This is a genomic window from Xanthomonas dyei, assembly GCF_002939865.1.
Taxonomy (GTDB): domain Bacteria; phylum Pseudomonadota; class Gammaproteobacteria; order Xanthomonadales; family Xanthomonadaceae; genus Xanthomonas; species Xanthomonas dyei.
Window position 1 is genome coordinate 34,492 of sequence record NZ_MDEE01000033.1, and the last position, 21,892, is coordinate 56,383.

Annotated in this window: 28 protein-coding genes and 1 tRNA gene; 15 read left to right on the forward strand and 14 right to left on the reverse strand. The window is 63.3% G+C overall.

The genetic code is table 11. The features are described 5' to 3' along the window. Positions 1–10 precede the first annotated feature (10 nt). The 13 genes from XdyCFBP7245_RS17855 (at position 11) to XdyCFBP7245_RS17915 (ending at position 11,864) form a co-directional block, all read left to right on the forward strand. Positions 11–1,918 carry a potassium transporter Kup gene (locus XdyCFBP7245_RS17855; protein WP_104616845.1) on the forward strand — a complete coding sequence of 636 codons (1,908 nt, stop codon included), beginning with the start codon at positions 11–13 and terminating at the stop codon, positions 1,916–1,918. 2 nt (positions 1,919–1,920) lie between these two features. After that, positions 1,921–3,042, forward strand: a complete 1,122-nt coding sequence (locus XdyCFBP7245_RS17860; protein WP_104616846.1) for an SMI1/KNR4 family protein — start codon at positions 1,921–1,923, stop codon at positions 3,040–3,042. 39 nt (positions 3,043–3,081) lie between these two features. Next, complete coding sequence (gene ruvB, locus XdyCFBP7245_RS17865) at positions 3,082–4,122, forward strand: Holliday junction branch migration DNA helicase RuvB (RefSeq protein ID WP_104616847.1); 1,041 nt, start codon at positions 3,082–3,084, stop codon at positions 4,120–4,122. A gap of 52 nt (positions 4,123–4,174) precedes the next feature. After that, on the forward strand, positions 4,175–4,633 hold the full coding sequence (gene ybgC / locus XdyCFBP7245_RS17870; RefSeq protein ID WP_104616848.1) for a tol-pal system-associated acyl-CoA thioesterase: 459 nt from the start codon (positions 4,175–4,177) through the stop codon (positions 4,631–4,633). Positions 4,634–4,644: 11 nt separating this feature from the next. Then, complete coding sequence (gene tolQ, locus XdyCFBP7245_RS17875) at positions 4,645–5,424, forward strand: protein TolQ (protein ID WP_104616849.1); 780 nt, start codon at positions 4,645–4,647, stop codon at positions 5,422–5,424. A gap of 178 nt (positions 5,425–5,602) precedes the next feature. Then, a complete protein-coding gene (gene tolR / locus XdyCFBP7245_RS17880) occupies positions 5,603–6,052 on the forward strand; it encodes a protein TolR (protein ID WP_104616850.1) in 450 nt (149 codons plus the stop codon). Continuing rightward, positions 6,042–7,085: a cell envelope integrity protein TolA gene (tolA, locus tag XdyCFBP7245_RS17885; RefSeq protein ID WP_104616851.1), complete on the forward strand. Its 1,044-nt coding sequence runs from the start codon at positions 6,042–6,044 to the stop codon at positions 7,083–7,085. The genes tolR and tolA overlap by 11 nt, the downstream gene beginning before the upstream one ends. 268 nt (positions 7,086–7,353) lie before the next feature. Then, complete coding sequence (gene tolB / locus XdyCFBP7245_RS17890; protein WP_039423448.1) at positions 7,354–8,673, forward strand: Tol-Pal system beta propeller repeat protein TolB; 1,320 nt, start codon at positions 7,354–7,356, stop codon at positions 8,671–8,673. 57 nt (positions 8,674–8,730) lie between these two features. Then, complete coding sequence (gene pal, locus XdyCFBP7245_RS17895; protein ID WP_039423449.1) at positions 8,731–9,249, forward strand: peptidoglycan-associated lipoprotein Pal; 519 nt, start codon at positions 8,731–8,733, stop codon at positions 9,247–9,249. A 6-nt stretch (positions 9,250–9,255) separates the two neighbouring features. Then, complete coding sequence (gene ybgF / locus XdyCFBP7245_RS17900) at positions 9,256–10,074, forward strand: tol-pal system protein YbgF (protein ID WP_104616852.1); 819 nt, start codon at positions 9,256–9,258, stop codon at positions 10,072–10,074. A gap of 42 nt (positions 10,075–10,116) precedes the next feature. After that, positions 10,117–10,800 carry a 7-carboxy-7-deazaguanine synthase QueE gene (gene queE, locus XdyCFBP7245_RS17905; protein ID WP_104616853.1) on the forward strand — a complete coding sequence of 228 codons (684 nt, stop codon included), beginning with the start codon at positions 10,117–10,119 and terminating at the stop codon, positions 10,798–10,800. Between the two features lie 266 nt (positions 10,801–11,066). Continuing rightward, positions 11,067–11,741, forward strand: coding sequence for a 7-cyano-7-deazaguanine synthase QueC (queC, locus tag XdyCFBP7245_RS17910; RefSeq protein ID WP_104616854.1), 675 nt, complete (start codon positions 11,067–11,069; stop codon positions 11,739–11,741). A 47-nt stretch (positions 11,742–11,788) separates the two neighbouring features. Further along, positions 11,789–11,864: transfer RNA gene (locus tag XdyCFBP7245_RS17915), tRNA-Lys, on the forward strand. A gap of 119 nt (positions 11,865–11,983) precedes the next feature. Here XdyCFBP7245_RS17915 and XdyCFBP7245_RS17920 read toward each other — a convergent pair. The 14 genes from XdyCFBP7245_RS17920 to XdyCFBP7245_RS17990 all read right to left on the reverse strand — a co-directional run bounded on the left by XdyCFBP7245_RS17920 (position 11,984) and on the right by XdyCFBP7245_RS17990 (position 19,779). After that, the gene (locus tag XdyCFBP7245_RS17920) at positions 11,984–13,168 is read right to left on the reverse strand and encodes a site-specific integrase (RefSeq protein ID WP_104616855.1); all 1,185 of its coding nucleotides are present in this window, start codon (positions 13,166–13,168) and stop codon (positions 11,984–11,986) included. Next, positions 13,168–13,389 carry a hypothetical protein gene (locus XdyCFBP7245_RS17925; protein ID WP_104616856.1) on the reverse strand — a complete coding sequence of 74 codons (222 nt, stop codon included), beginning with the start codon at positions 13,387–13,389 and terminating at the stop codon, positions 13,168–13,170. Before XdyCFBP7245_RS17925 ends, XdyCFBP7245_RS17920 begins: the two co-directional genes overlap by 1 nt. A 342-nt stretch (positions 13,390–13,731) precedes the next feature. Then, entirely contained in the window at positions 13,732–13,956 is a 225-nt protein-coding gene (locus XdyCFBP7245_RS17935; RefSeq protein WP_104616858.1) for a hypothetical protein, read from the reverse strand. Next, the gene (locus XdyCFBP7245_RS17940) at positions 13,953–14,225 is read right to left on the reverse strand and encodes a hypothetical protein (protein WP_104616859.1); all 273 of its coding nucleotides are present in this window, start codon (positions 14,223–14,225) and stop codon (positions 13,953–13,955) included. Before XdyCFBP7245_RS17940 ends, XdyCFBP7245_RS17935 begins: the two co-directional genes overlap by 4 nt. Beyond that, positions 14,218–14,400 (reverse strand): hypothetical protein, encoded by a 183-nt coding sequence (locus XdyCFBP7245_RS17945; protein WP_104616860.1) that lies wholly within the window; start codon positions 14,398–14,400, stop codon positions 14,218–14,220. Before XdyCFBP7245_RS17945 ends, XdyCFBP7245_RS17940 begins: the two co-directional genes overlap by 8 nt. After that, the gene (locus XdyCFBP7245_RS17950) at positions 14,393–14,818 is read right to left on the reverse strand and encodes a hypothetical protein (RefSeq protein ID WP_170068702.1); all 426 of its coding nucleotides are present in this window, start codon (positions 14,816–14,818) and stop codon (positions 14,393–14,395) included. The genes XdyCFBP7245_RS17945 and XdyCFBP7245_RS17950 overlap by 8 nt, the downstream gene beginning before the upstream one ends. 78 nt (positions 14,819–14,896) lie before the next feature. Then, positions 14,897–15,169, reverse strand: a complete 273-nt coding sequence (locus XdyCFBP7245_RS17955) for a hypothetical protein (protein WP_104616862.1) — start codon at positions 15,167–15,169, stop codon at positions 14,897–14,899. Beyond that, positions 15,169–15,456: a hypothetical protein gene (locus XdyCFBP7245_RS17960; RefSeq protein WP_211287738.1), complete on the reverse strand. Its 288-nt coding sequence runs from the start codon at positions 15,454–15,456 to the stop codon at positions 15,169–15,171. The genes XdyCFBP7245_RS17955 and XdyCFBP7245_RS17960 overlap by 1 nt, the downstream gene beginning before the upstream one ends. Continuing rightward, a complete protein-coding gene (locus XdyCFBP7245_RS17965; protein ID WP_104567594.1) occupies positions 15,453–15,671 on the reverse strand; it encodes a hypothetical protein in 219 nt (72 codons plus the stop codon). Before XdyCFBP7245_RS17965 ends, XdyCFBP7245_RS17960 begins: the two co-directional genes overlap by 4 nt. Positions 15,672–15,994: 323 nt before the next feature. Next, positions 15,995–18,691, reverse strand: a complete 2,697-nt coding sequence (locus tag XdyCFBP7245_RS17970; RefSeq protein ID WP_170068703.1) for a toprim domain-containing protein — start codon at positions 18,689–18,691, stop codon at positions 15,995–15,997. A 9-nt stretch (positions 18,692–18,700) separates the two neighbouring features. Continuing rightward, positions 18,701–18,913: a hypothetical protein gene (locus XdyCFBP7245_RS24810; RefSeq protein WP_104616863.1), complete on the reverse strand. Its 213-nt coding sequence runs from the start codon at positions 18,911–18,913 to the stop codon at positions 18,701–18,703. After that, positions 18,910–19,188, reverse strand: a complete 279-nt coding sequence (locus tag XdyCFBP7245_RS17980; protein WP_104616864.1) for a hypothetical protein — start codon at positions 19,186–19,188, stop codon at positions 18,910–18,912. The genes XdyCFBP7245_RS24810 and XdyCFBP7245_RS17980 overlap by 4 nt, the downstream gene beginning before the upstream one ends. 10 nt (positions 19,189–19,198) lie before the next feature. Beyond that, entirely contained in the window at positions 19,199–19,519 is a 321-nt protein-coding gene (locus XdyCFBP7245_RS17985; protein ID WP_104616865.1) for an ogr/Delta-like zinc finger family protein, read from the reverse strand. 2 nt (positions 19,520–19,521) lie between these two features. Continuing rightward, positions 19,522–19,779 carry a DNA-binding protein gene (locus XdyCFBP7245_RS17990; protein ID WP_104616866.1) on the reverse strand — a complete coding sequence of 86 codons (258 nt, stop codon included), beginning with the start codon at positions 19,777–19,779 and terminating at the stop codon, positions 19,522–19,524. Between the two features lie 70 nt (positions 19,780–19,849). Between XdyCFBP7245_RS17990 and XdyCFBP7245_RS17995 the strand changes: the two genes are divergently transcribed. Both XdyCFBP7245_RS17995 and XdyCFBP7245_RS23855 read left to right on the forward strand, forming a co-directional pair. Continuing rightward, on the forward strand, positions 19,850–20,287 hold the full coding sequence (locus XdyCFBP7245_RS17995) for a helix-turn-helix domain-containing protein (RefSeq protein WP_104616867.1): 438 nt from the start codon (positions 19,850–19,852) through the stop codon (positions 20,285–20,287). Positions 20,288–20,649: 362 nt separating this feature from the next. Beyond that, positions 20,650–20,943 carry a hypothetical protein gene (locus XdyCFBP7245_RS23855; RefSeq protein WP_146091692.1) on the forward strand — a complete coding sequence of 98 codons (294 nt, stop codon included), beginning with the start codon at positions 20,650–20,652 and terminating at the stop codon, positions 20,941–20,943. Positions 20,944–21,892: the final 949 nt, after the last annotated feature.

Sequence of the window (21,892 nt, forward strand, 5' to 3'; positions counted from 1 at the left end):
TGCCCACTCAATGTCACAGACCTCCACTCCCGCAGCTGGCCACGGCCACGCGCCTGCCAACAGCCATATGGCCTTGGTCATCGGCGCCATCGGCGTCGTCTTCGGCGATATCGGTACCAGTCCGCTGTACACCCTCAAGGAGGCGTTTTCGCCGCACTACGGGTTGACCAGCGATCACGACACCGTGCTGGGCGTGCTGTCGCTGGCGTTCTGGGCGCTGATGATCACCGTCACGCTCAAGTACGTCACCATCATCATGCGTGCCGACAACGAGGGCGAGGGCGGCATCATGGCGCTGATGGCGCTGACCCAGCGCACCCTCAAACAGGGCTCGCGCTCGGCGTACGTGGTCGGCATCCTCGGGATCTTCGGCGCCTCGCTGTTCTTCGGCGACGGCGTGATCACGCCGGCCATCTCGGTGATGGGTGCGGTGGAAGGCCTGGAAATCGCCGCGCCCAGCCTGCACCCCTTCATCGTGCCGATCACCGTGGTGGTGCTGCTGATCGTGTTCATGGTGCAGCGCTTCGGCACCGAAACGGTCGGCAAGGTGTTCGGCCCGATCACCTGCCTGTGGTTTTTGTCGCTGGGCGCGATCGGCATCTGGAACATCGTCGATGCGCCGGAAGTGATGAAGGCCTTCAACCCGTGGTGGGCGATCCGCTTCTTCATGCAGCACGGCTGGCACGGGGTGTTCATCCTCGGCGCGGTGGTGCTGGCGGTGACCGGCGGTGAAGCGCTGTATGCGGACATGGGCCATTTCGGCGCGCGTCCGATCCGCCATGGCTGGTACTTCTTCGTGCTGCCGATGCTGCTGCTCAACTACCTGGGCCAGGGCGCACTGGTGCTCAACCACCCTGCCGCACTGAAAAACCCGTTCTTCGAAGCGGTGCCCAGCTGGGCGCTGTACCCGATGATCATCCTGGCCACGCTGGCGGCGGTAATCGCCTCGCAGGCGGTGATCACCGGTGCGTATTCGGTGGCCCGCCAGGCCATGCAGCTGGGCTACATCCCACGCATGCAGATCAAGCACACCTCGCGCACCACCATCGGCCAGATCTACGTGCCCGGCATCAACTGGCTGTTGATGGTGATGGTGATCGCGCTGGTGCTGATCTTCCGCAGCTCCACCAATCTGGCCGTGGCGTACGGCATCTCGGTCTCGATGACGATGCTGATCGACACCTTGCTGCTGGCCCTGGTGGCGCGGTCGCTGTGGCCGCGCTGGCGCAACTGGGTGCTGCCGCTGTGCGTGGTGTTCTTCATCATCGAGCTGGCGTTCGTCATCGCCAACGGCGCCAAGCTGCTGCAGGGCGCGTGGTTCCCGCTGGCGCTGGGCATCGTGGTGTTCACCCTGATGCGTACCTGGCGGCGTGGCCGCGCGCTGCTGCGCGAAGAGATCCGCAAGGACGGCATCCGCATCGACAGCTTCCTGCCGGGCCTGATGCTGGCGCCGCCGGCGCGCGTGCCGGGCATGGCGGTGTTCCTGACCGCCGACCCGATGGTCGTGCCGCATGCGCTGATGCACAACCTCAAGCACAACAAGGTGCTGCACGAACGCAACATCTTCCTCAACGTCGACACCTTGCCGATTCCATATGCGCCGGCTGACAAGCGCCTGCAGATCGAGTCGATCGGCGACGAGTTCTACCGCGTCTACGTGCGTTTCGGCTTCATGGAAACGCCCGACGTGCCGCTGGCGCTGATGCGCTCCTGCGACCAGGGCGGCATCCATTTCGACCCGATGGACACCACCTTCTTCGCCAGCCGCGAAACCATCGTGGCCAGCGCCAACCGCGGCATGCCGATCTGGCGCGACAAGTTGTTCGCGCTGATGCATCGCAATGCCGCGCCGGCCACCGGCTTCTTCCGCATCCCCGGTAACCGCCTGGTCGAGTTGGGCGCGCAAGTGGAGATCTGAGCGTGGCTGGTCTGCAGTGGATGGTCTACGGCCGCTCGCCGAGCCTGGACACCTTCTGGGACGAAGCGCTGAATCTCGGGCGTGCACCGGCGAGCGAGGCTGGCATTGCCGCCGCGCAAGCGCGGCTCGAGGTGCATCTGCCGACGTGGCTACGCACGTTGTATGCGCGCTATGACGGTGGCGCGGTGCAGATGGCGCGGGGACGGTCGCTGCAGCAGCCGGACGACTGGCTCACCGCCGAATGGTTGATTCCGCGCGCGCGCCTGCTTGGCAGCACGGAGCTGTTTTCCTTCGCCGAGGTACGCGCTCGTGAGGAGTACCGCGACGATGCGTTTGCCGGTCTGGCCGCTGGTGGCGACGACCGCCGCCTGATCGTCATCGCCGCCGACCACCGCTCACCCAGCCGGGCCTTGTGTCTGGATGATTCCGTACCCGGCGCCGAGCCCACTCTCGTCTATGTCGACGCCGGTGCAAACCGCCGGCTGATCGTGTTCGATAACGTGGACGCTTTGCTGTCGCAGCTGGTCGATGTCGTGTACTGGTCGCCGGCATTGCAGGCCAAGCACGATGAGAACGAGCTGGTGCAATGGCAGCCTCAGCCGCCGGCATTGCGCACCTTCTGGAGCGGCCCCGGGCATTGGAACGACACCGCAGCGGCCGCAGATGCCGGTGCGCTGGCCGCTGCCGAAACGCGGCTGGGCGTGCGCTTGCCGGCGTTGTTCAAGCGCCTGTACAGCGTCCAGGACGGCGGCGACACGGGCTGGTGCTGGGTGCCGCGCACGCGCTTTGCTTCCGCGCATTACGTGGATTGGGAATGCGTGCTGGTGGATCGTTATCTATCGCCGCTTGCGCAGATCGGCAGCGTGCTGGACCTGGCCGCGGCCTTCGAAGACCCGGACGACTTCAGTGCGGCGGCGTGCCTGCATGCCGGCCTGGACCAGGTGCTGGTGCTGTCGTGCCACACCATCGATTGCCTGCTGTGCCTGGACTATCGCGCGCGCGGCCCGCAGTGCGAGCCGGAAGTCGTCTATTTCGAAAACTGGGAGGGGCTGGTCCCGACCTGGCGCGCGCCCAGCTTCGATGCGTTCTTCAGCGTGCTGCGGCAGGCCGATCTTGATTTGTAGAGGCTGCGCCGCCCGCGCGCGGCATGCGAAGATGGCGGGATGACCGAACAGCGCATCATCGCCAGCAGCGCCACCCGCGAAGACGATGCCGCCGATGCGAGCATCCGCCCCAAACGTTTGGCCGATTACCTCGGCCAGCAGCCGGTGCGCGAGCAGATGGACATCTACATCCAGGCCGCCAAGGCGCGCGGTGAGGCGATGGATCACGTGCTGATCTTCGGCCCGCCTGGCCTGGGCAAGACCACCCTCAGCCACGTCATTGCCAATGAGCTGGGCGTCAACCTGCGCTCCACCTCCGGGCCGGTGATCGAAAAGGCCGGCGATCTGGCCGCGCTGCTGACCAACCTGCAGCCGCACGACGTGTTGTTCATCGACGAAATCCATCGGCTGTCGCCCGTGGTGGAAGAAGTGCTGTACCCGGCGATGGAAGATTTCCAGATCGACATCATGATCGGCGACGGCCCGGCCGCACGCTCGATCAAGATCGATCTGCCGCCGTTCACGCTGATTGGCGCCACCACCCGCGCCGGCCTGCTGACCGCGCCGTTGCGCGACCGCTTCGGCATCGTGCAGCGGCTGGAGTTCTATTCGCCGGCAGAGCTCACCCGCATCGTGATCCGCTCGGCCGCGATTCTGGGCATCGACTGCACGCCCGACGGCGCCGCCGAGATCGCGCGTCGCGCACGTGGCACCCCGCGTATCGCCAACCGGCTGCTGCGCCGCGTGCGCGATTTCGCCCAGGTCAAGGCCGCCGGCCATATCGATCTGCCGGTGGCGCAGGCGGCCATGCAGATGCTCAAGGTCGACCCGGAAGGCTTCGACGAGCTGGATCGCCGCATGTTGCGCACCATCGTCGAACATTTCGACGGCGGCCCGGTGGGCGTGGAATCCTTGGCCGCCTCGTTGTCGGAAGAGCGCGGCACGCTGGAAGACGTGATCGAGCCTTACCTGATCCAGCAGGGTTTTCTGATCCGCACCGCGCGCGGCCGCATGGTCACCACCAAGGCCTATCTGCACCTGGGCCTGAAGCCGCCGCGCGACCGCGCACCAGCCATCGGCGAGCCGGGAGACCTGTTCTGATGACGCTCCGCTTGTCGCTCGCCCGGGCCGTCTCGATCAACAATCCGTCCCCATGACCGCCGATTCCCCATTCCCGTCTCCCGATTCCCCGCCTGTATTCAGTTGGCCGACACGCGTCTACTGGGAAGATACCGACGCCGGCGGGGTGGTCTACCACGCGCGCTACGTTGCTTTCATGGAGCGCGCGCGTACCGAGTGGATGCGCGCGGCCGGTTACGGGCAGGATCTGATGCGCCAGGACCACGGTCTGGTGTTTGCGGTTCGCTCGATGCAACTGGATTTCCTCAAGCCGGCCCGGCTCGACGACGCGCTGTCTGTGTCGGCGGTATTGCTGAAATGCAAACGGGCCAGCCTGCTGTTTGCGCAGTCGGTCCGTCGCGAAGGCGAGGTGCTGTTGACTGCCGAGGTGCGCATCGCCGCACTCGGCACCAGCGACTTCCGCCCGCGCGGCATGGACGATGCGCTGTATGACGTGTTGAAAGCTTTAGAAACCCCAGAATCAGATGACTGAGGAACGAACGGATGTCGATTGCATTGCTCCTGGCCCTGCAGGACACGGTAGTGGAAGCACTACCGCAGGAAGTCACCGCGGCCGCGGCGCAAACCGCCACGGCGGCGCATAACAGCAGCATCAACTATGTTGATCTGATCCTGCGCGCCAGCATCCCGGTGAAGATCATCGTGCTGTTGCTGCTGATCGGCTCGTTCATCAGTTGGGTGATCATTTTCCGCAAGGCGCGTGCGTTCAAGCAGGCCAACCGCGAGGCGGACGAGTTCGAAAACCGCTTCTGGTCCGGTGCCGATCTTGCCAAGCTCTACGCTTCGGCAACCGACCGCAACCGCAGCGTCGGCGGTCTGGAATCGATGTTCGAAAGCGGGTTCCGCGAATTTTCGCGGCTACGCGATCGCCGCCGCCTGGATGCGCGCGTGCAGCTCGAAGGCGCACAGCGCGCCATGCGGACCGCCTTCACCCGTGAGGTCGATCAGCTGGAGCGCAATCTCGAATTGCTGGCCAACATCGGCTCCACCGCGCCGTACGTCGGCCTGGTCGGTACCGTGTTCGGCATCATGGTGACCATGCACGACATGGTCAGCAGCGGCGAGCAGGCCGGTATCGCCGCCGTGGCACCGGGTATTTCCGAAGCCTTGTTCGCCACCGCCATCGGCCTGTTCGTGGCGATCCCGGCGGTGTGGGCCTACAACCGCTTCACCACCCGCGTGGAACGGCTGTCGGTGCGCTACGAAACCTTCGCCGACGAGTTCAGCTCCATCCTGCAGCGCCAGGCTGGCGCGGACGAGTAATGCGCCTCTCTCGCAAGCTCTCTGGCCTGCGCGCGCGCGTTGCAGACGCCTGCGCAGCGCAGCGGCTGGATACGTCCAGCGCCAATGTGCATGCGCCGGTCTGCGTCGCTTGGACAGGCGAGCCACTGGCGACAGAGCGCACACGTGGGTGCGAGGGATTAATGAGGAACGTTTCGCGATGATTTCCGGTATTTCCCGCCGTAAGAAGCGCAAGCTCAAATCCGACATCAACGTCGTGCCATACATCGACGTGATGCTGGTGCTGCTGATCATCTTCATGGTGACCGCGCCGCTGTTGACCCTGAGCACCGACGTCACCCTGCCGAGCTCGCGCGCCAAAGCGCTGGAAAGCAAGCAGGACCCGATCGTGGTGGTGGTCGCCGCCGATGGCCAACTGGCATTGCAGCTGCCCAAAGGCAAGCCGCAGGCCATGGACGTCGATGCGCTGCAGGCGCAGCTGGCCGCCATCGTGGCGCAGGACAAGGACGCACGCGTCGTGGTGGCCGGAGATCGCGCCGCGCCGTACCAAAAGATCATGGACGCCATCGACGTGCTCAAGCAGGCCAAGGTCGAGAAGGTCGGCCTGATCTCCGACTCCGGCGGCACTGCAGGCAGCGATGCACGCTGACGCACTCCCCACCCAGGGCGCGCGCGAGGATGGCTGGTTGCGACCGGTCATGCTGGCCTTGGTCGTGCATATTCTGGTCGCGCTGGTGTTCATCGCCGGCTGGCTGTGGTCGCCCGAACGCTCGGTCGAACCGGCGGCGGGCGACCCCAGCATGGAAGCCTCGCTGGACGTCTCTGCCGCCGAGGCGCGCGTGGCCCGTCAGGCGCTGAAGGCCACGCCGTTGGAAGCACCGCCGCCGCCGCCGCCGGCGCCATTGCCCGAGCCAGCCCCGGAAGACAGCGTGCCGCCGCCGCAGCCGATTCCCGAGCCGCGGCCACAAGATGCGCCCACGCAGCAGCAGGCACAGGCGCAGGAACGCGTTGCCCAGCCGGACAAGGTCGACCAGGACAAGGTCGATGCGTTAGCCATTTCAGAAGAGAAGGCCAAGCAGGAGCAGGAAGCCAAGCGTCGCCAGGAGCAGATCGACCTGACCGAGCGTAAGCGTCAGGAAGAGGCCGAGCAGAAGCTTCGCCTGGCCAAGCAGCAGGAAGAGGCCGACGCCAAGAAGAAGCAGGCCGCTGCCGAGCAGGCTGCCGACGCCGAGCGCCAGAAGAAGATCGCCGACATCCGCCGCCAGCGTGAGCAGGCCACCAAGGAGGCCGCGCTGGCCGAGCAGAAGCTGCGCCAGGTTGCGGCTGCGCGCGCACAGCAGGCCTCTGCCGCGGCAGCGACCAGTGCGCAGCCGACTGCAGGGCAGGGCGGCACCAGCACCGACCTGGCGGCCAAGTACGCTGCTGCGATCCAGCAAAAAGTGCTGTCCCAGTGGGTGCGCCCGCCATCGGTGCCGCCGGGGCAAAAGTGCACCATCAACATCCGTCAGTTGCCCGGTGGCAGCGTGATGGAGGCCAAGGTCGCGCCGGGTTGCCCGTACGACGAGGCCGGCCAGCGCTCGATCGAGGCTGCGGTGTTGAGCGCACAGCCGCTGCCGTATCGCGGGTTCGAATCGGTGTTCCAGCGCAATCTGACCTTCGTATTCACCGCGCAGGATCAGTGAGCGCGGCGGTGGATCGTGGTGCGGCAGCTTGCGAGCGCTGCGCCGGGGTATGAGGCGTCTGATGACAACCTGGTCTATGCGTTGTCGTCTCATGTCTTGCCGGCGTGGATTGCGGCTCGGTAGCGCCCGACCGGCGTCAGGCTTGCCGGAGTTGCCTCGCCGTTAGACCGCTCGCTCCATTTTCACGTTGTCTCGTTCATGATTGCGAGTATGTTCACTCGCTGATTGGTATCCCTTGCACACTTTTCCTGCCCGATCCGAGCCGTCCATGAAAAAACCGCTGCGTTGGCTAGCTGCCTTGACCGCCCTGTTGTTGCCGCTGAGCGCACTCGCGCAACAGCAAGGGCTCACCATCGACATCGTGGGCGGTAGCGCCTCGGCGACGCCGATCACCGTCGTCCCCATGCCCTACCAGGGCTCCGGCACTGCACCGCAGACCGACGTGTCTGCCGTCGTCGGCGCCGACCTGGATCGTTCCGGACAGTTCCGCACGTTGCCGGTGGCGCAGATCGTCGAAAAGCCGACCCGCGGCACCGAGGTGCAATTCCAGACCTGGCGCACGCTCAAGCAGAACTACATCGTCGTCGGCCGCGTGATGGATGCGGGCGAGGGCGCGTATCGCGTCGAGTACGAACTGTTCGACGTGGCCAAGGGCGAGCGCATGCTCGGTCTGGCGATGACCGCGCGCGCCAATGCGATGCGCGACGTGTCGCACCAGATGGCCGATGCGATCTACGAAAAAATCACCGGCGTGCGCGGCGCGTTCTGGACCCGTATCGCCTACGTGACCGCCAGCGGTAAGGGTGGCGCCATGCGCTACGCGCTGATGGTGGCCGATTCGGATGGCTACAACCCGCAGACCATCGTGCGCTCGGCCGAGCCGCTGCTGTCGCCGAACTGGAGCCCGGACGGCAAGAAGCTGGCCTACGTGAGCTTCGAGCGTGGCAATTCCTCGATCTACCTCCAGGACATCGCCACCGGCGCACGTGAGCTGGTCTCTAGCTTCCGCGGCATCAACGGTGCACCGTCGTTTTCGCCGGATGGCCGTCGCCTGGCGCTGGCGTTGTCGCGCAGCGGCAACCCGGAGATCTACGTGATGGATCTGGGCAGCAAGCAGCTGACCCAGCTGACCAACCACTTCGGCATCGATACCGAGCCGACCTGGGCGCCGGATGGCGGCAGCATCTATTTCACCTCCGATCGCGGCGGTCGCCCGCAGATCTATCAGGTGGCAGCCAGCGGCGGCAGCGCCAATCGCGTCACCTTCCAGGGCAATTACAACGCGACTGCCAGCGTGTCGTTCGACGGCAAGAAGATCGCCGTGGCACAGGGCAGCGGCAACAGCTACCGCATCGCCATGATGGATCGCAGCCTGGGTTCGCCCAGCTGGAGCACGCTCTCGCCGGGTTCGCTGGACGAATCCCCGAGCTTTGCGCCCAACGCCAGCATGGTGCTGTACGCCGCACGTGAGGGTGGCCGGGGCGTGCTTTACGCCGTGTCCGCCGACGCTCGGGTCCGCCAGCGTCTGGTTCTGGCCGATGGTGATGTGAGAGAACCCGCTTGGGGGCCTTACCGAACCGCGCATTAATGTTAATATTTCGCTGCGTTAAACCACTCATTGGCCCAGAGCCTCCATAGGTATCCCATGAACAAGTCCACCCGCGTCTTGCTTGTCTCCCTGTTGTCCGTTGCCGTGCTGGCTGGTTGCTCGAAGAAGGTGAAGGAAACTCCGCCTCCCGCAACCGATACCACCGCCGGTTCCTCCGTTCCCACCGGCCCGGCCACCTCTGGCCTGTACGGCCCGGGCGACCTGGATACCGATGCTTGCCTGCGCCAGCGCGTTGTCTACTTCGATCTGGATCAGGACTCCCTGAAGCCGGAATTCCAGGCCATCATGGCGTGCCATGCCAAGTACCTGCGCGACCGTCCGTCCTCGCGCATCACCCTGCAGGGCAATGCTGACGAGCGCGGTTCGCGCGAGTACAACATGGGCCTGGGCGAGCGCCGCGGCAACGCTGTGTCGTCGTCGCTGCAGGCTGCCGGTGGTTCGGCCAGCCAGCTGACCGTCGTCAGCTACGGTGAAGAGCGTCCGGTCTGCACCGAAACCAGCGAAAGCTGCTGGTCGCAGAACCGTCGCGTTGAAATCGTGTACACGGCTCAGTAAGAAACGATGCGCTTTCGAGTGACATCTCTGTTCGTCGCGGCGGCCCTTGTGGTCGCCGCGCCGGCATACGCCCAGCGAGCCAGTCTCGCTGATCGTGTGGCGGTGCTCGAGCAGCAGCAGGCCAACAGTCAGGCCAACAACGATCTTCTCAACCAGTTGCAGCAGGCGCGTTCGGACCTGCAGGGCTTGCGTGCGACCGTTGAACAGCTGCAGCACGACAACGAGCAACTCAAGCAACAGTCCAAGGACCAGTATCTGGACCTGGACGGGCGTCTGAACCGGTTGGAAGGTGCAGGTGGCGCAACGCCTCCGCTGCCTTCTGCCACCGGCAGCGTCCCCCCAGCCCCGGCTCCGTCCGCGCGGCCTGCAGCGGCGGCCACTTCCGAGAAGCCGCCGTCCGTCCATGGCGATGCAGGGACCATGGCTGTCAGCAACGATGAGCGCACTGCCTACAACGTCGCGTTCGATGCATTGAAGAACGGCAAATACGACGACGCGTCGCAGCTGTTTTTGAGTTTTCTCGAGCTTTATCCCAATGGTGTCTACACCCCCAATGCGCTGTATTGGCTGGGTGAGAGTTATTACGCCACCCGTAATTTCCAGCTTGCCGAGGCGCAGTTCCGCGATCTCGTCAGCCGCTATCCCACGCATGACAAGGCCGCTGGCGGTCTGCTGAAGCTCGGCCTGTCGCAGTACGGCGAAGGCAAGAACAACGAAGCCCAGCAAACCTTGCAGCAGGTCGTCTCGCAGTACCAGGGCTCGGACGCAGCACGTGTCGCCCAGGAACGCCTGCAGTCCATCCGTCTCGGCCAGCAACTGCGCTGAGCCCGCGCGTCGTCGCCTGTTGGCGCGGCGCATACTTTGCCCATGAACGCCGCCGCCGTCCCCAGCGAGATCGTCCAGTCGCCGTTGCCGCGATTGAAGATCACCGAAATTTTCCTGTCCCTGCAAGGCGAAGCCGAAGCGGCTGGCTGGCCGACCGTGTTCGTGCGCCTGACCGGCTGCCCGTTGCGGTGCAACTACTGCGATACCGCTTACGCCTTCCACGGCGGCCAGTGGCATGACATCGACGCGATCGTGGCCGAGGTCGCCAGCCATGGTGTGCGGCATGTCTGCGTGACCGGCGGTGAGCCGCTGGCGCAAAAGCGCTGCCTGGTATTGCTGCAGAAGCTGTGCGATGCGGGTTTCGACGTGTCGCTGGAAACCTCCGGCGCACTGGATGTTTCCGAGGTCGATGCCCGCGTCTCGCGTGTGGTCGACATCAAGACGCCCGCTTCCGGCGAAGAGCAGCGCAATCGCTGGGACAACCTGGCATTGCTGACCGCACGCGACCAGATCAAGTTCGTGATCTGCAGCCGCGCCGATTACGAATGGTCGCGCGAGATCGTCGCAACGCACGCGCTCGACCGTTGTTGCACGGTATGGTTTTCGCCCAGCAAGAGCGAAGTCACGCCGCGCCAGCTCGCCGACTGGATCGTGGCCGATCGCCTGCCGGTGCGCTTCCAGATGCAGCTGCACAAGATTCTCTGGGACGACGAGCCGGGCCGCTAAGCGCGAGGAATAGAGCGACTGGTCGTCGTGCCGGATGGCTCGATCAAACGCGATTGCGCCGGAACTGTGTGAGGTGTCATTGGCCATCGCCAGCGGCGTGCTCTTGATGCACTAGCGTCTGCATTCTGACCTCGGCTACAAAGCAGTCTCCAGCGCCTCCGTTGTGTTGCCTCGGTTGATGAGCGTGCCGAACAGACCGCTCGGCATCGCGGCCCGGCGCCGACCCTGCTAGCCTTTGCGTCTTCCGTTGTCGATGCCGTCCTGAAATGAAAAAAGCTGTCGTTCTGTTATCCGGAGGCATGGACTCCGCCGCTGTCATTGCGCTCGCGCAGGAGCAGGGCTTTGCCGTGTACGCGCTGAGCGTGCGCTACGGTCAACGCCACACCTCCGAACTGGATGCGGCCGCACGCGTTGCCGCGGCGCAGGGCGTCGTCGCGCACAAGGTGGTCGATGTGGATCTGCGCAGCATCGGCGGCTCGGCGCTCACCGACGACATCGAGGTGCCGGAGGCCGGCGGCGACGGCATCCCGGTCACCTACGTGCCCGCGCGCAACACCATCATGCTGTCGCTGGCGCTCGGCTGGGCCGAAGTGGTCGGCGCCAACGACCTGTTCTGCGGTGTCAATGCGGTGGACTACTCCGGCTATCCGGACTGCCGCCCCGAATTCGTGCGCGCCTTCGAAATACTGGCCAACCTGGCCACCAAGGCCGGCGTGGAAGGCGCAGGCCTGCGCGTCCACGCACCGCTGCAGTTCCTCAGCAAGGCGGACATCGTGCGCGAAGGCGTACGCCTGGGCGTGGACTTCGGCCTCACCGTGTCCTGCTACCGCGCCGACGCCGACGGACGTGCCTGCGGCCACTGCGACGCCTGCCGGCTGCGCGCCGCCGGCTTTGCCGACGCCGGCGTTCAGGACCCCACGCATTACACGATTTCGTCTTGACGCCTGTGTAGGGTAGAATGCGCACCCCGACGCGCAGTCGGGTCAGTGGGCCGTTAGCTCAGTCGGTAGAGCAGAAGACTTTTAATCTTTTGGTCGATGGTTCGAATCCATCACGGCCCACCATTAGAATCAGCAACTTAGACGGCGCCTTAGGCGCTTTTTTTGTGCTTCCGGGAAAATTGCCGGGAAAATACTGGCCAGGAACGCTCTTCCATGGCCAAGTGATCAGAGCGGCGCCCGCTCTACGAGGTCCGGCGAGGCGGCTTTACGACTGGCACGTCGTGCGAATAACGCCGGGTCATTTGCTGCGTTTTATGGCCGGCAGCTTCTTGCTTGTCAGCCAGAGTGCCTTCCGTGTCGGTGATGCCACGGTGCTTCAATCCGTGGAGGCTGAACCTCTGGGCTTCTTCGATCACGCCTTCCCGAATGGCGAGCCTGATCATGCGTTGCCACGCGCTATCGAGTGCTGACTTCGTCAACGGCGTGCCCGATTGGCTGACGACCAGTCGGCGCTGCTCCGGCTTAAGAGGGATGGGCCGCTCGTGCGCAGCCATCGTCCGCCTACGGTACTCAATCAGCCACGCCCATGCGCTGCGCAGTTCTCCGTTCCAGATCGTGACATTGTCGCGCGAGCCCTTTCGCCGCGTCGCCAAGATGCCCTGCTCGCCGGCATGCGCGTCAGTGAGATCGGTCACTTCAGCCCCGCGCAACCGCAGGTTGTAGGCCAGGACCATCACCGCATGCAGATATGGCGAGACGCTGCCCTTGGTGTGCGCCTCGAAGGTGGCGCGCTGTTGTGCAAACCGCAATATCGCGGTGAAGGCATCCTGCTCCGGCATCGTGTGAGCCGCCACTTCCTTCGCCTGGCGTACGCCCTTGGCTGGGTTGTGTTCGCACAACCCAAAGCGGATTCCCCAACCAAATAGGCGGCGAAGGTAGCGAAGTACGTGGTTGGCCTTGCTTGGGCGCGGCTCGATTGCGGGCTGCATAGCAGTGGCCTCACGCCCTGCTGCGAGCGTCTCCACCAAGCGCTGCATTGCCGGCACATTGATCCGGGCCACTTGCATTCGCCCAAGCTGGCTGCCGTCTTTCAGCACATAGGCGCAGGCTGCTTGGCCGCTTTGCTTGTAGTCCTTCTGAGTGCCAGGCGCGAGCGTCTTGAACTCGGTGGATCCGTGGAAGCGCTCATTCAAGAAGGCCAGGGTGCCTCTTTCGACCTCGCCCCGTGAACATTCCACAATCGCATGGAGTTCCGAGAGGCGCGAATGCTTGTGTGCAACCGTCCTCTTTCTTGAACGGCCTCCTTCGGGGTGTGCCTCGATGACGTACCAGCGGCCATCCTCCCAATAGATACCCTGCGGCAGGGCCTTTTGGTCGATATGTGCCGGCATATTTGGGTTGAACTTCCTTTTTCTACCGCGTCCCATCAGATGAGCTCCATGGCATTTTCGTGGTTGACCGCAGGCTCGGTGATGCCGAGCGCGGCGTTGACGGCATCAATCGTTGTCCAGATCCGGCCCTTACGGTCATAGCAGTACCGGATGCCCTCGCGGTCCGCCCAGCGGCAGACAGCCGTGAGACGTGGCGCGGGGCCGTCCGGTGAGCAGATCCGCTGCAGATCGGCAAAATGCAGTATTCGCCCCGTCATAGCAGCTGCCCCAGCTGCTGCCGGCGGCGCGCATCACAGACCATGCGCAACGCTTCCATCTTTACGGTTGCGATCATCGTCGGTGCGTGCCTTTGAAGCGCAAGCCGAGCTGCACGACGTTCTGCGGGGAGGATTGCGGCTGACGAGGCGCACGGATGCGATGAGCACGCCGCCATTCGGTCATGGCCAACTCGAAGCTGGGGTGCTTCTGCGTCCGCCCACACGCGCACTCGATGAAGTGCCCGCCGCCTGCCTCAGGGCGGCGGGCATCGAGCATGTGGCGAGCCACGTGGCCGTTCGTGCAGGGTGGCAGAGGAGTGTCGTGGTCGACCTGACGCTGCGTCACGGTGCCTCCGCGCGCAGCACGCGCTCGGCTTCCTGCAGATGCTGCAGGGTATCGGAGTCGATACGATCCAGTGCCTCGGCGATGGTGTAGTCCATCTTGGCCAGCCAATCGGCACGATTCAGCACCAGAGCGGCGGTCAGTGCCTCCCCGGTGGATAAAGGGCCAGGCCCTCCCATCCGCGCGGCGGCGCGAGCAACCTCGATCGTGCGCTGCAGGTTCATGGCTGCGTCCTCCACGCGGCGCCGCGCTGGGCGCGTGCTTCCTCGACACGGATGACGCGCAGGCCCCAGCGAACCGACCAGGTCCGCGCCTGCTGTTCGTCGCAAGTCAGGATCAGCTGCCCGACAGGCTCCAGGCGATCAGCGCGGAAAGTGAACAAGAGATCCTCAAGCTCGATGACCTCCTGCAGGCCGAGCTCCTGACGTAGAGCCTTCGCGTTGAGAGATTTGCCGCTGCCCTGCGGGCCGAGAAGGATGACGGACTCAGCCATGTGCAGCCCCCCGACGCACAGCCATGCGGGTACGGCGACGCAGGCGCTGTGGCACCTGACCAACAGCCAGGCCGGTCTGGGTGAGGCGCGGGCGGCGTGACGTCCACAGCTTGTAGACCAGCGCGCCGCCGGCCGCCGGCGACAGGATCATTGCCAACGCGAGCAACTCAACCATGTGCCACCTCCCTTGCGGCCTGCGCTACGGCAGCCGCAGCAGCTGCAGTCGGCCTGCGCGGCAGCATGTTGGCCAGGTCGAACGGGAAGTCCAGGCCGTCCATGAACTCGGCCAACTCCGTGCTGATGCGGTCTTCTGCCGTGGTCCACAGGCGGGGGCCGTCGATGAGCTTCCAGCCGGTGCCGGTGCCGCGACGCCGCTCCCAGGACTGACGCACCTGGCGAAGCGGTCCCATGTTCAGAGTGGCAGTGACCACGACCGCACCATGCGTGACGTGCATGGTGATCGTCGATGAGCAGTCGCCCATGCTGCGATCGTAGGCGACCACGGGCGGCGTGCTAGCCTCCGCGCTAGGTCCGGTGCCCAAAGCCAACAGACGTGCTGCCGTGGCTGGACATGTTCCAGTTTGCTGTTGCATATCGACTCTCCAAAGTTGCGTTGGTGGAGGGCCTTGGGGCGGTGTTACAGCACCGCCCGCCGGCCCGCTGAAACGGGGTTAGATCAGGTCGGCGCCAGATGGCGGATTGCTGGGATCAGGCTCGCGCAGACGCTGCGCGCCGCTGAGGACATCCAGCAGTTCATGGCGGATGTAGTCGGCAACGGCTGCCGGCCCGTCGTGGTTGATGCCTGCTTCGATCGCGACATCATTCGTCAGCGCGGCAAGCAATGCGGCAGCGTGGTAGGCACGCCAGAGCCGGTACTGTTCTTCTTCGCTGATCGCGTAATCAGCGTCTTCCGGCAGCTGTGTATTCGGGTGAGCGGCGTCCATCAAGCCACCTCCAACGCCGGCATGCGCTCGATCACCCATTCCTGCAGCGCGGCGGCTTCGGCTTCCTGCATGACCACGTGCAACGAGCCGATGACCAGGCCAGTGCCGTCATCGACAAGGAACAGTTGGGTCGGATCTTCAATTGCGCTGCAGGCGAACATGACCGGCGCGCGATCATTCAGGCCATCTGCGTACAGTTCGGCCAGTACGTCGGTGGTACGGATCTGCAGCGATAGATAGACGCCGGGGGCGACACGCAGCGCCTTGTGCATATTGCGTCGGCTCACTGGCGCACCTCAGCCAGGTCGGCATTGATGCTGGAAATAGCGGCCTCGACATCGGCCAGCGTCAGCGCCTCGGGCGCTTTGCCAATGGCCTGCAGCTTGGCCTGCAGGGCGAGCCAGGCGGTGTGATTCCAGTCGAGGGTGTCGGCGATCAGGCCGAAGAAATGGGCGATCTGGCGCGCGGCATTAGCCGGCGCTTCTTGAGCGTCGTAGGACATGGTGGATTCCTTGAGTTCATTGGAATCCGCCCCCCCGACGCCAATCGGGGTGGCGGACGGTGCGGGTTGGCGTACCGGACTCAAGGAACCGGCGGACCTTGCGGCCCCCACGCACCGCCCGCCGTAGAACTGGCAGGCACGCGCCCGAACGAGCGCCGGGCGATAAAAAAGCGCCGAGCATCGATCGATGGGCGCTGTTGCGCCTTGAGAAGTCGGGACGCCAATCCCGGTCGCCGATTTTGCGGCGACGCGGTAATGGTCGCTCCGCTCCTGGGTAGAAGTCAACGAAAATTTCTCAAAATTTCCCACATGTACAGGCGCGCTCATTTGGCGAACACCCAGCACTTCACGGTAGTGCCGACGCCTGTCATTTCGTCCTTAAGGACGGCGCTGTTGACGGCCACGTTCGCGCCAATGAACTTGTGCCGGCGCGAGTCACCGAGCAGCGCACGCAGCACCTTGAGATCGGGCACGGACTGACTGAACTGCGCGGCCCGCGCAGCGAAGTGATTGAGGTTGATCGCGATGCGCTGCGCGTCGCGGCTGTGGTTGACGACGGCTTTACCGTGGCCGGTGGCTTCGAGGTATTCGTAGACCTCCCAGAACTCGTTGACCATCGCGTGGTCGGCGCTGATCGCCTTCTGCCGTTCCAGGGCCATGTCCAACAGCGCGAGCCGCGTCTGCTCGACCATGTCGTCAGGGATGTTGATGACCAGGCGCAGGCAGTCGAACAGCGCCAGCATCTGGGCGTGGTTCTTGATGACGCGTTCAAGGCGCAGATGCTGCTGCGCGCGCAGCTTGGCCTCGAAGACCTTCACCCGCTCGGCGAACAGATCGAGGATCGCGCGTTCTTGGCGAATGGCACGCACGAGGAAGTGGCTGACTTCTTCGACCTGCAGCGCATTGAGGTTGTCGGCCGCGATGCGGCTCTCGGTCGTAACCAGCGGCCGCTTGAAATGCAGCTTCACGATGCGCGTGAGGATCGCCTCGCTGGCATCCACCGCTGCGTTCTGGGTGATGACGATCGTGCCGCGAAACGGCGGCTCGTAGGTCTCGTTGCCGCCATTGCGCACACCGCGTGTTGCCAGCGTGCCGCCGCCGAAGAAGTCCTTCAGCTCATCCCACTCGAACGTCTTGGAATGCGCCTTGTCTGGCTCGCTGCGATCGGCTTCTAGCAGGACGACGGGCATGCCGGATACCTGGCCCATGGCGCGTGCACGGCCGGCCTTGGACGACTTGGCCGGGTCGAAGCCCTCGTAGTCGGAGCGGCCCAACAGCTTCCACAGGAACGTCAGCAGCGTGGTCTTGCCGGCGCCGGCTTCACCGGTGGCTTCGAGGAACGGAAAGCTCTTGTGTCCGGCGCGGATCTGCTCGGCGAACAGCGAGCCAAACCAGAACGTCATTGCGACCATGCCGTGCGTGCCGAAGCACTGCCACAGCCACGGCAGCCAATCCGCGCGGAATGCCTCAGCGTCGCGTTGGATCTCCAAGCGGATGGATTTTTGCGTGGTCTTCAAGCGCAGCTTGTCGAACTCGAAGTAGTCCTCTTCGTTCGCTGTCACCAGCTCGCCATCGCGCACAGCCATATCGCCGAGCAGGTAGGCGCGGTGCTCTTTGCTGTAGCCCACGAAGTCGATGGCATCCACCGTCTTGATCGCTTCGGTCTGCTCTTCGATCAGGCGGTCCAGCTGGTGGCCGGTACCGGTGAACATGGCGCCAGCGGCCAGGGAGATCAGGCGTTTTTTGAACTCGGAGGCGCTAGCGACATGACCACCGGTAAAGGTGCCCTTTACGCTGGGGCCGTCGTGTGGGAAGTCGACGCGGAAGTAGTACCAGCTTTCGTCGGTGACCTCCTGACGCTGGAAATACAGCGCTTCCGGATAGCAGTTGGCGATTTTCTGGACGGAGCACGCAGCACGTTTGATCTTCCTCAGATCCTCGGCCGCCACCTCGTCGCCGTCGTCGGCATCGAGGTCGCCCAGCTTCTCCTTGCGCAGCTTGTGGAAGCGCTGGGTGTCGAAGTCAAACCAGTACAGGCGCGAGCGGTACTCCAGCCAGAAGTCGTTACGGCCGTCGTGCTCGAACATCAGCAGGCCCTTGTCCACCGCCGAACGGGCCACAAGCAGGTCGCCCTGGTAGCGGGCCTCCTTGAGGTCGTTGTCCCACTGCTTGGAATCATCCGACGCGATCGCACGCAGATGCAGGTCGTTCCAGTCGGTCTTTCTGCTGTCGCGCTGGACGATCTGGGCGGCCCGCGAGTCGAAGCCCAGCGCCGCTGCGCGCTTGATGTGCTTATGGGTATACGCGCGGGCGCCCGGCTCGTTGTCCAGTGCCCAGACGAGCGTCGGAAGATCGGCCATGCGGGCCTTGGCAAGCTCGCGCAGCGATTCTTCTGGGAATGCGTTGGAGGACATGGCCGACACCGCGCACATGCCGTGCTGCAGGAGCGCGATCGCATCGAAGATGCCTTCCACGATCCACACTTCGCGCGCCGTCTGCATCGCGGTCAGCGATGCCGGCGCCGCCCACCACACGCCCGCATAGCTCTGGCCTGGCGCAAAGCGCGCCTTCTGCTTGCCGAAGCGGTGCGGACGATCGATCAGGCGCTCCCACCAGCCACCCTTGACCAGCGGAAAGCGCACCGTCGCGGTACCGGCGCTTATCTTGCGATCGTAGTGGCTGTCCTGGGTGTAGAGACCTTTCAGCGGCGCCAGGTCGAAACCACGAGAGAACTGCAGATATGCATCGGCCGCAGCATTGGGTGCAGCTGCCGTGGGCTGGAAGCGCTTGGACCAGTCGTCGAACAGGTCGTCGTACAGATCCTTGACGTGCAATTCGCGCCCGCACTTGGATTGCCGGCCGCACTTCACCACCCATGGCTTTAGATGGTGGGTGTAGAGCTCTTTCTTGCTGCATGACGGGCACTTGCCGCCGCGCATGTACTCGGTGCCGCTACGGTGCTTGAGTCCGTAATCCCGTTCCAGACGGGATAGCACCTGTTGTCGCAGATCCTCTTGCATCGAACTTCCTTAGACGCCGAGCGGGCGCGCAGACGCGGGCACAGAGGTGGCGTTGTCGATCACGACATAAGCGCCGCCTGCACGACGGTGTGCGTCAACGGCAGCAGCGAGCAGGCGTGCTTCTTCATGCTTGGCGTGCGGCGCGAGGCGCTGCGGGACATTACTTGCCGCATCCACGAAGCGCGGCTCTTGTGCGGTGAACCAGCTGTTGGCGTGTATCACGAGCCGACCTCCCTGTTTGCGTGTTGGAGAGGGGGCAGCGCGGTGGCGGATTCGGTCAGCACAACAAGGCGCTTATCCACGCTGTCAGACGTTGCGAGGCCCTCGCGCATGAGGGTGGACACAGCGAGCGCACCAAAGCGTTGCGCCGTCTCCGGCGCGGCAGTGCGGCCGATGTAGCCGTGTTCGGTCTTCACCAGTCCGCCATGGATGAGGGCAACTTCCAGGCAAAGCTTCGCCGTGGGCGGCAATGCCGCCCAATCAAGGGTCTTTCGCATTAGGGATGGCTCAGATGTGAGGGAAGAACGACTCGCCGCCGACGGGAATCAGATCCAGCTGGCGGTCGCCGAGCGACTCGCGGTAGGCCTGCAGCGCCTGGGCGCGCTCATACGCAGGGGTCGGTGGAAGCTCGCTGTGCGAGGTGGGCACGCCGCTTGGGCTGGCAATGCCGGTCAACTCCGAATGACCGGTGTACGTCGCACCACACATCGGGTTCTCGCAGACATAGGAGTCATGCCGAAGGAACTTATGCGCGAGGAAGCTGGTGCGTTTGATGAGTCTTGCGCTGCAAGCCTCGCAGCGGAAAACAATTTTTTTTCGACCGAACATGCTCACCCCCTTGAGCTCTTGGCGGTTGGGATTTGTGTGGCACTATTGGGTGGTGCCTTGAGACCCAATGCGACTGCCGCTTTATGCGACTCGCCGTATTTGCCTTGAGAGCGGCCACGGAGCAAGTCATGCACGACCGACCGATCCACGCCGTTCTGCCGGGCGAATGCCGAGACCGTGATGCCGTTCGCTTCAAGCCACTGTCGCGCCTGATCCGGGCTGCGGGTCGTGAACTGCTGCATTTGACTCTTACGGGGCATGTGGCGGTTCCGTCTACTTTTGGGAATTTTGTGGACTTAACTCAACATTGTCAAGTAAGGAAAAGCCTGTATGACCGTAGGGAAACGCCTGAAGGATGAGCGCAAGCGGCTTGGCCTGACGCAGGACGAGATGGCTGTGCAACTCGGCCTCACGCGCTACGCGCAACTGAACTTCGAGAAAGACATCAATCTGCCGGGCGGAGCGTATCTACTGGCTGCCCTCGATCGAGGCGTCGATGTCATGTACGTACTCACGGGACATCGGGCGCAGTTGGATCCTGCCGATCTGCGTCTGCTGTCGGCGTTTAATAAAGCGTCGCCAGTTGCACGCAGCAAGGCGCTTGAGGCGCTGGGCTTGCTTGCAGATGCATCGCCTTCTACAGAGAGTGCCAGCCCAGTGTTGTCGTTCAGCGGCAACGAAATCGGCTCTGTGATTTCCACAACTGCACCGATCGATCAGAGCAACATGCAAATTGTTGTTGGTGGGCGCAAAAAAAAGAGCAAGTGATCAGCATCGCGGTTGGACAGCTGCTCGTGGGAAATTGGCCGTTATCGGCTATACCAGCGTGAACTGTAGGCCCCACAAGACATAGGCAACAAAAAAAGCCGCCGGTCTAGAACCGGCGGCTTCCGTTGAGGTGTCGGTGCCTCACTCCCTGTGATCGAGCCGTCGCCGTCCTGGCAACGCGAGATGACCTGACATCCTTAGATCGGAACGCTACAACGAATAAATTGTGTTGTCTGTCAGATAAGCCTTACACGCGGAGTAGGAATTGCACTTGATTTGCATCAAGCGTGCGATGGGTCCTATCTGAGATAATGATCCCGATCAGTAGCTTTAGCGCCGCGTTGCTCAAGCGGTCCGACTTGATGAAAGCCCTTCCGGAGATGCACATGGATGATGCAATGGTTCGCTTATGGGGCGAATACGTTTTAACTGCGCACGTTGTTTGGCTTGGCGATGAATGCTGTGCAGAAATTCTTGTGTCTAAAAGTGGTGGTATCACGTTACGGCAGCACAGATTGCCGACGGCAGGATTCACTTCACACGCAGAGGCGACTTCGTACGCGCAGAGCCAAATGCGCCAATGCAGAGTTGCTGGCGACGGCACGCTGCTGCTGCCAGTCGTCGCCGAAACGCCGTTGTTGCAGAAGCGACAATGAAGGCGCACAACGCGCTTTCCAGTTCAGGGGATGTGGCGAACTGCTTTACCCGTTGACGGTGTGGGTCGCCATCGCGACGTGTCAGCGTGGCCTTGGGCAGTAGCTAGCCGGTTGCCAACGACATGCCGGTGCCGGGCGGCACAATCTTTGCGGTCGCCACCATTTGCAAAGAGTGCAATATCACCTGCACTCAAGGTGACGCACTCATCTGTAAACTTCGCTTCTAGCACCAAACATTCTCGGTGCAAAAGGCTGTGAATCTAAACTGAGAGGAGCATTGGCGCCGCGGCGTCACGCTGAGATACAAATTGTATTTCTCCTTGGCGTTGCAATAAGCCTTTATCGTGGAGATTTTTTACATGACAAGTCCGATTCGTGGCGCCTCAAGCAGTAGCTATCACTACTCCAATGAAAGCAATCCAGAAAGCTCGCCGCCGCAGCAGAGACAACCACCTAATCTGCCGCCGTCTGCTCAGTTCGCCGGTCTTCAGCACTTGAGCAGTCGCCGTCGTCGGCCTGGAGAGCTTTTAAATGTAAGATTCTCGCCGGAGGAGCCCACTGTTCATGATGTGCCTCGCGAGGATCGAACGCCTGGTGTTGTGCTGAGAGATGACACTGCACTTAGTGCAAGCGCAGGCCAGCTCTACGCTAAGTATCCGCGAGGTCTTCCCGACGATGTCAAGATGTCTACTAAGCGAGATCCCAAGCTTTATGCTGCATACAAAGACATATTAAAAAATAATGGTTATAAAGGTTAGAGATTAACGGTAAAATTATCTTGACCGGGCTGGCGCATTGTTGGCTCGGTCGCATCCGCGTTCCAATATTGCGGCGCGGTCTGAGTGATAACGTGTTTGGCTAAGGAACCTCTGAACAAAGCACGGCAGGTGCGCGACACTACTCGCCTCGTGTTGAGGAATCATCCATGCAACTGACGTTCGGCGACGCT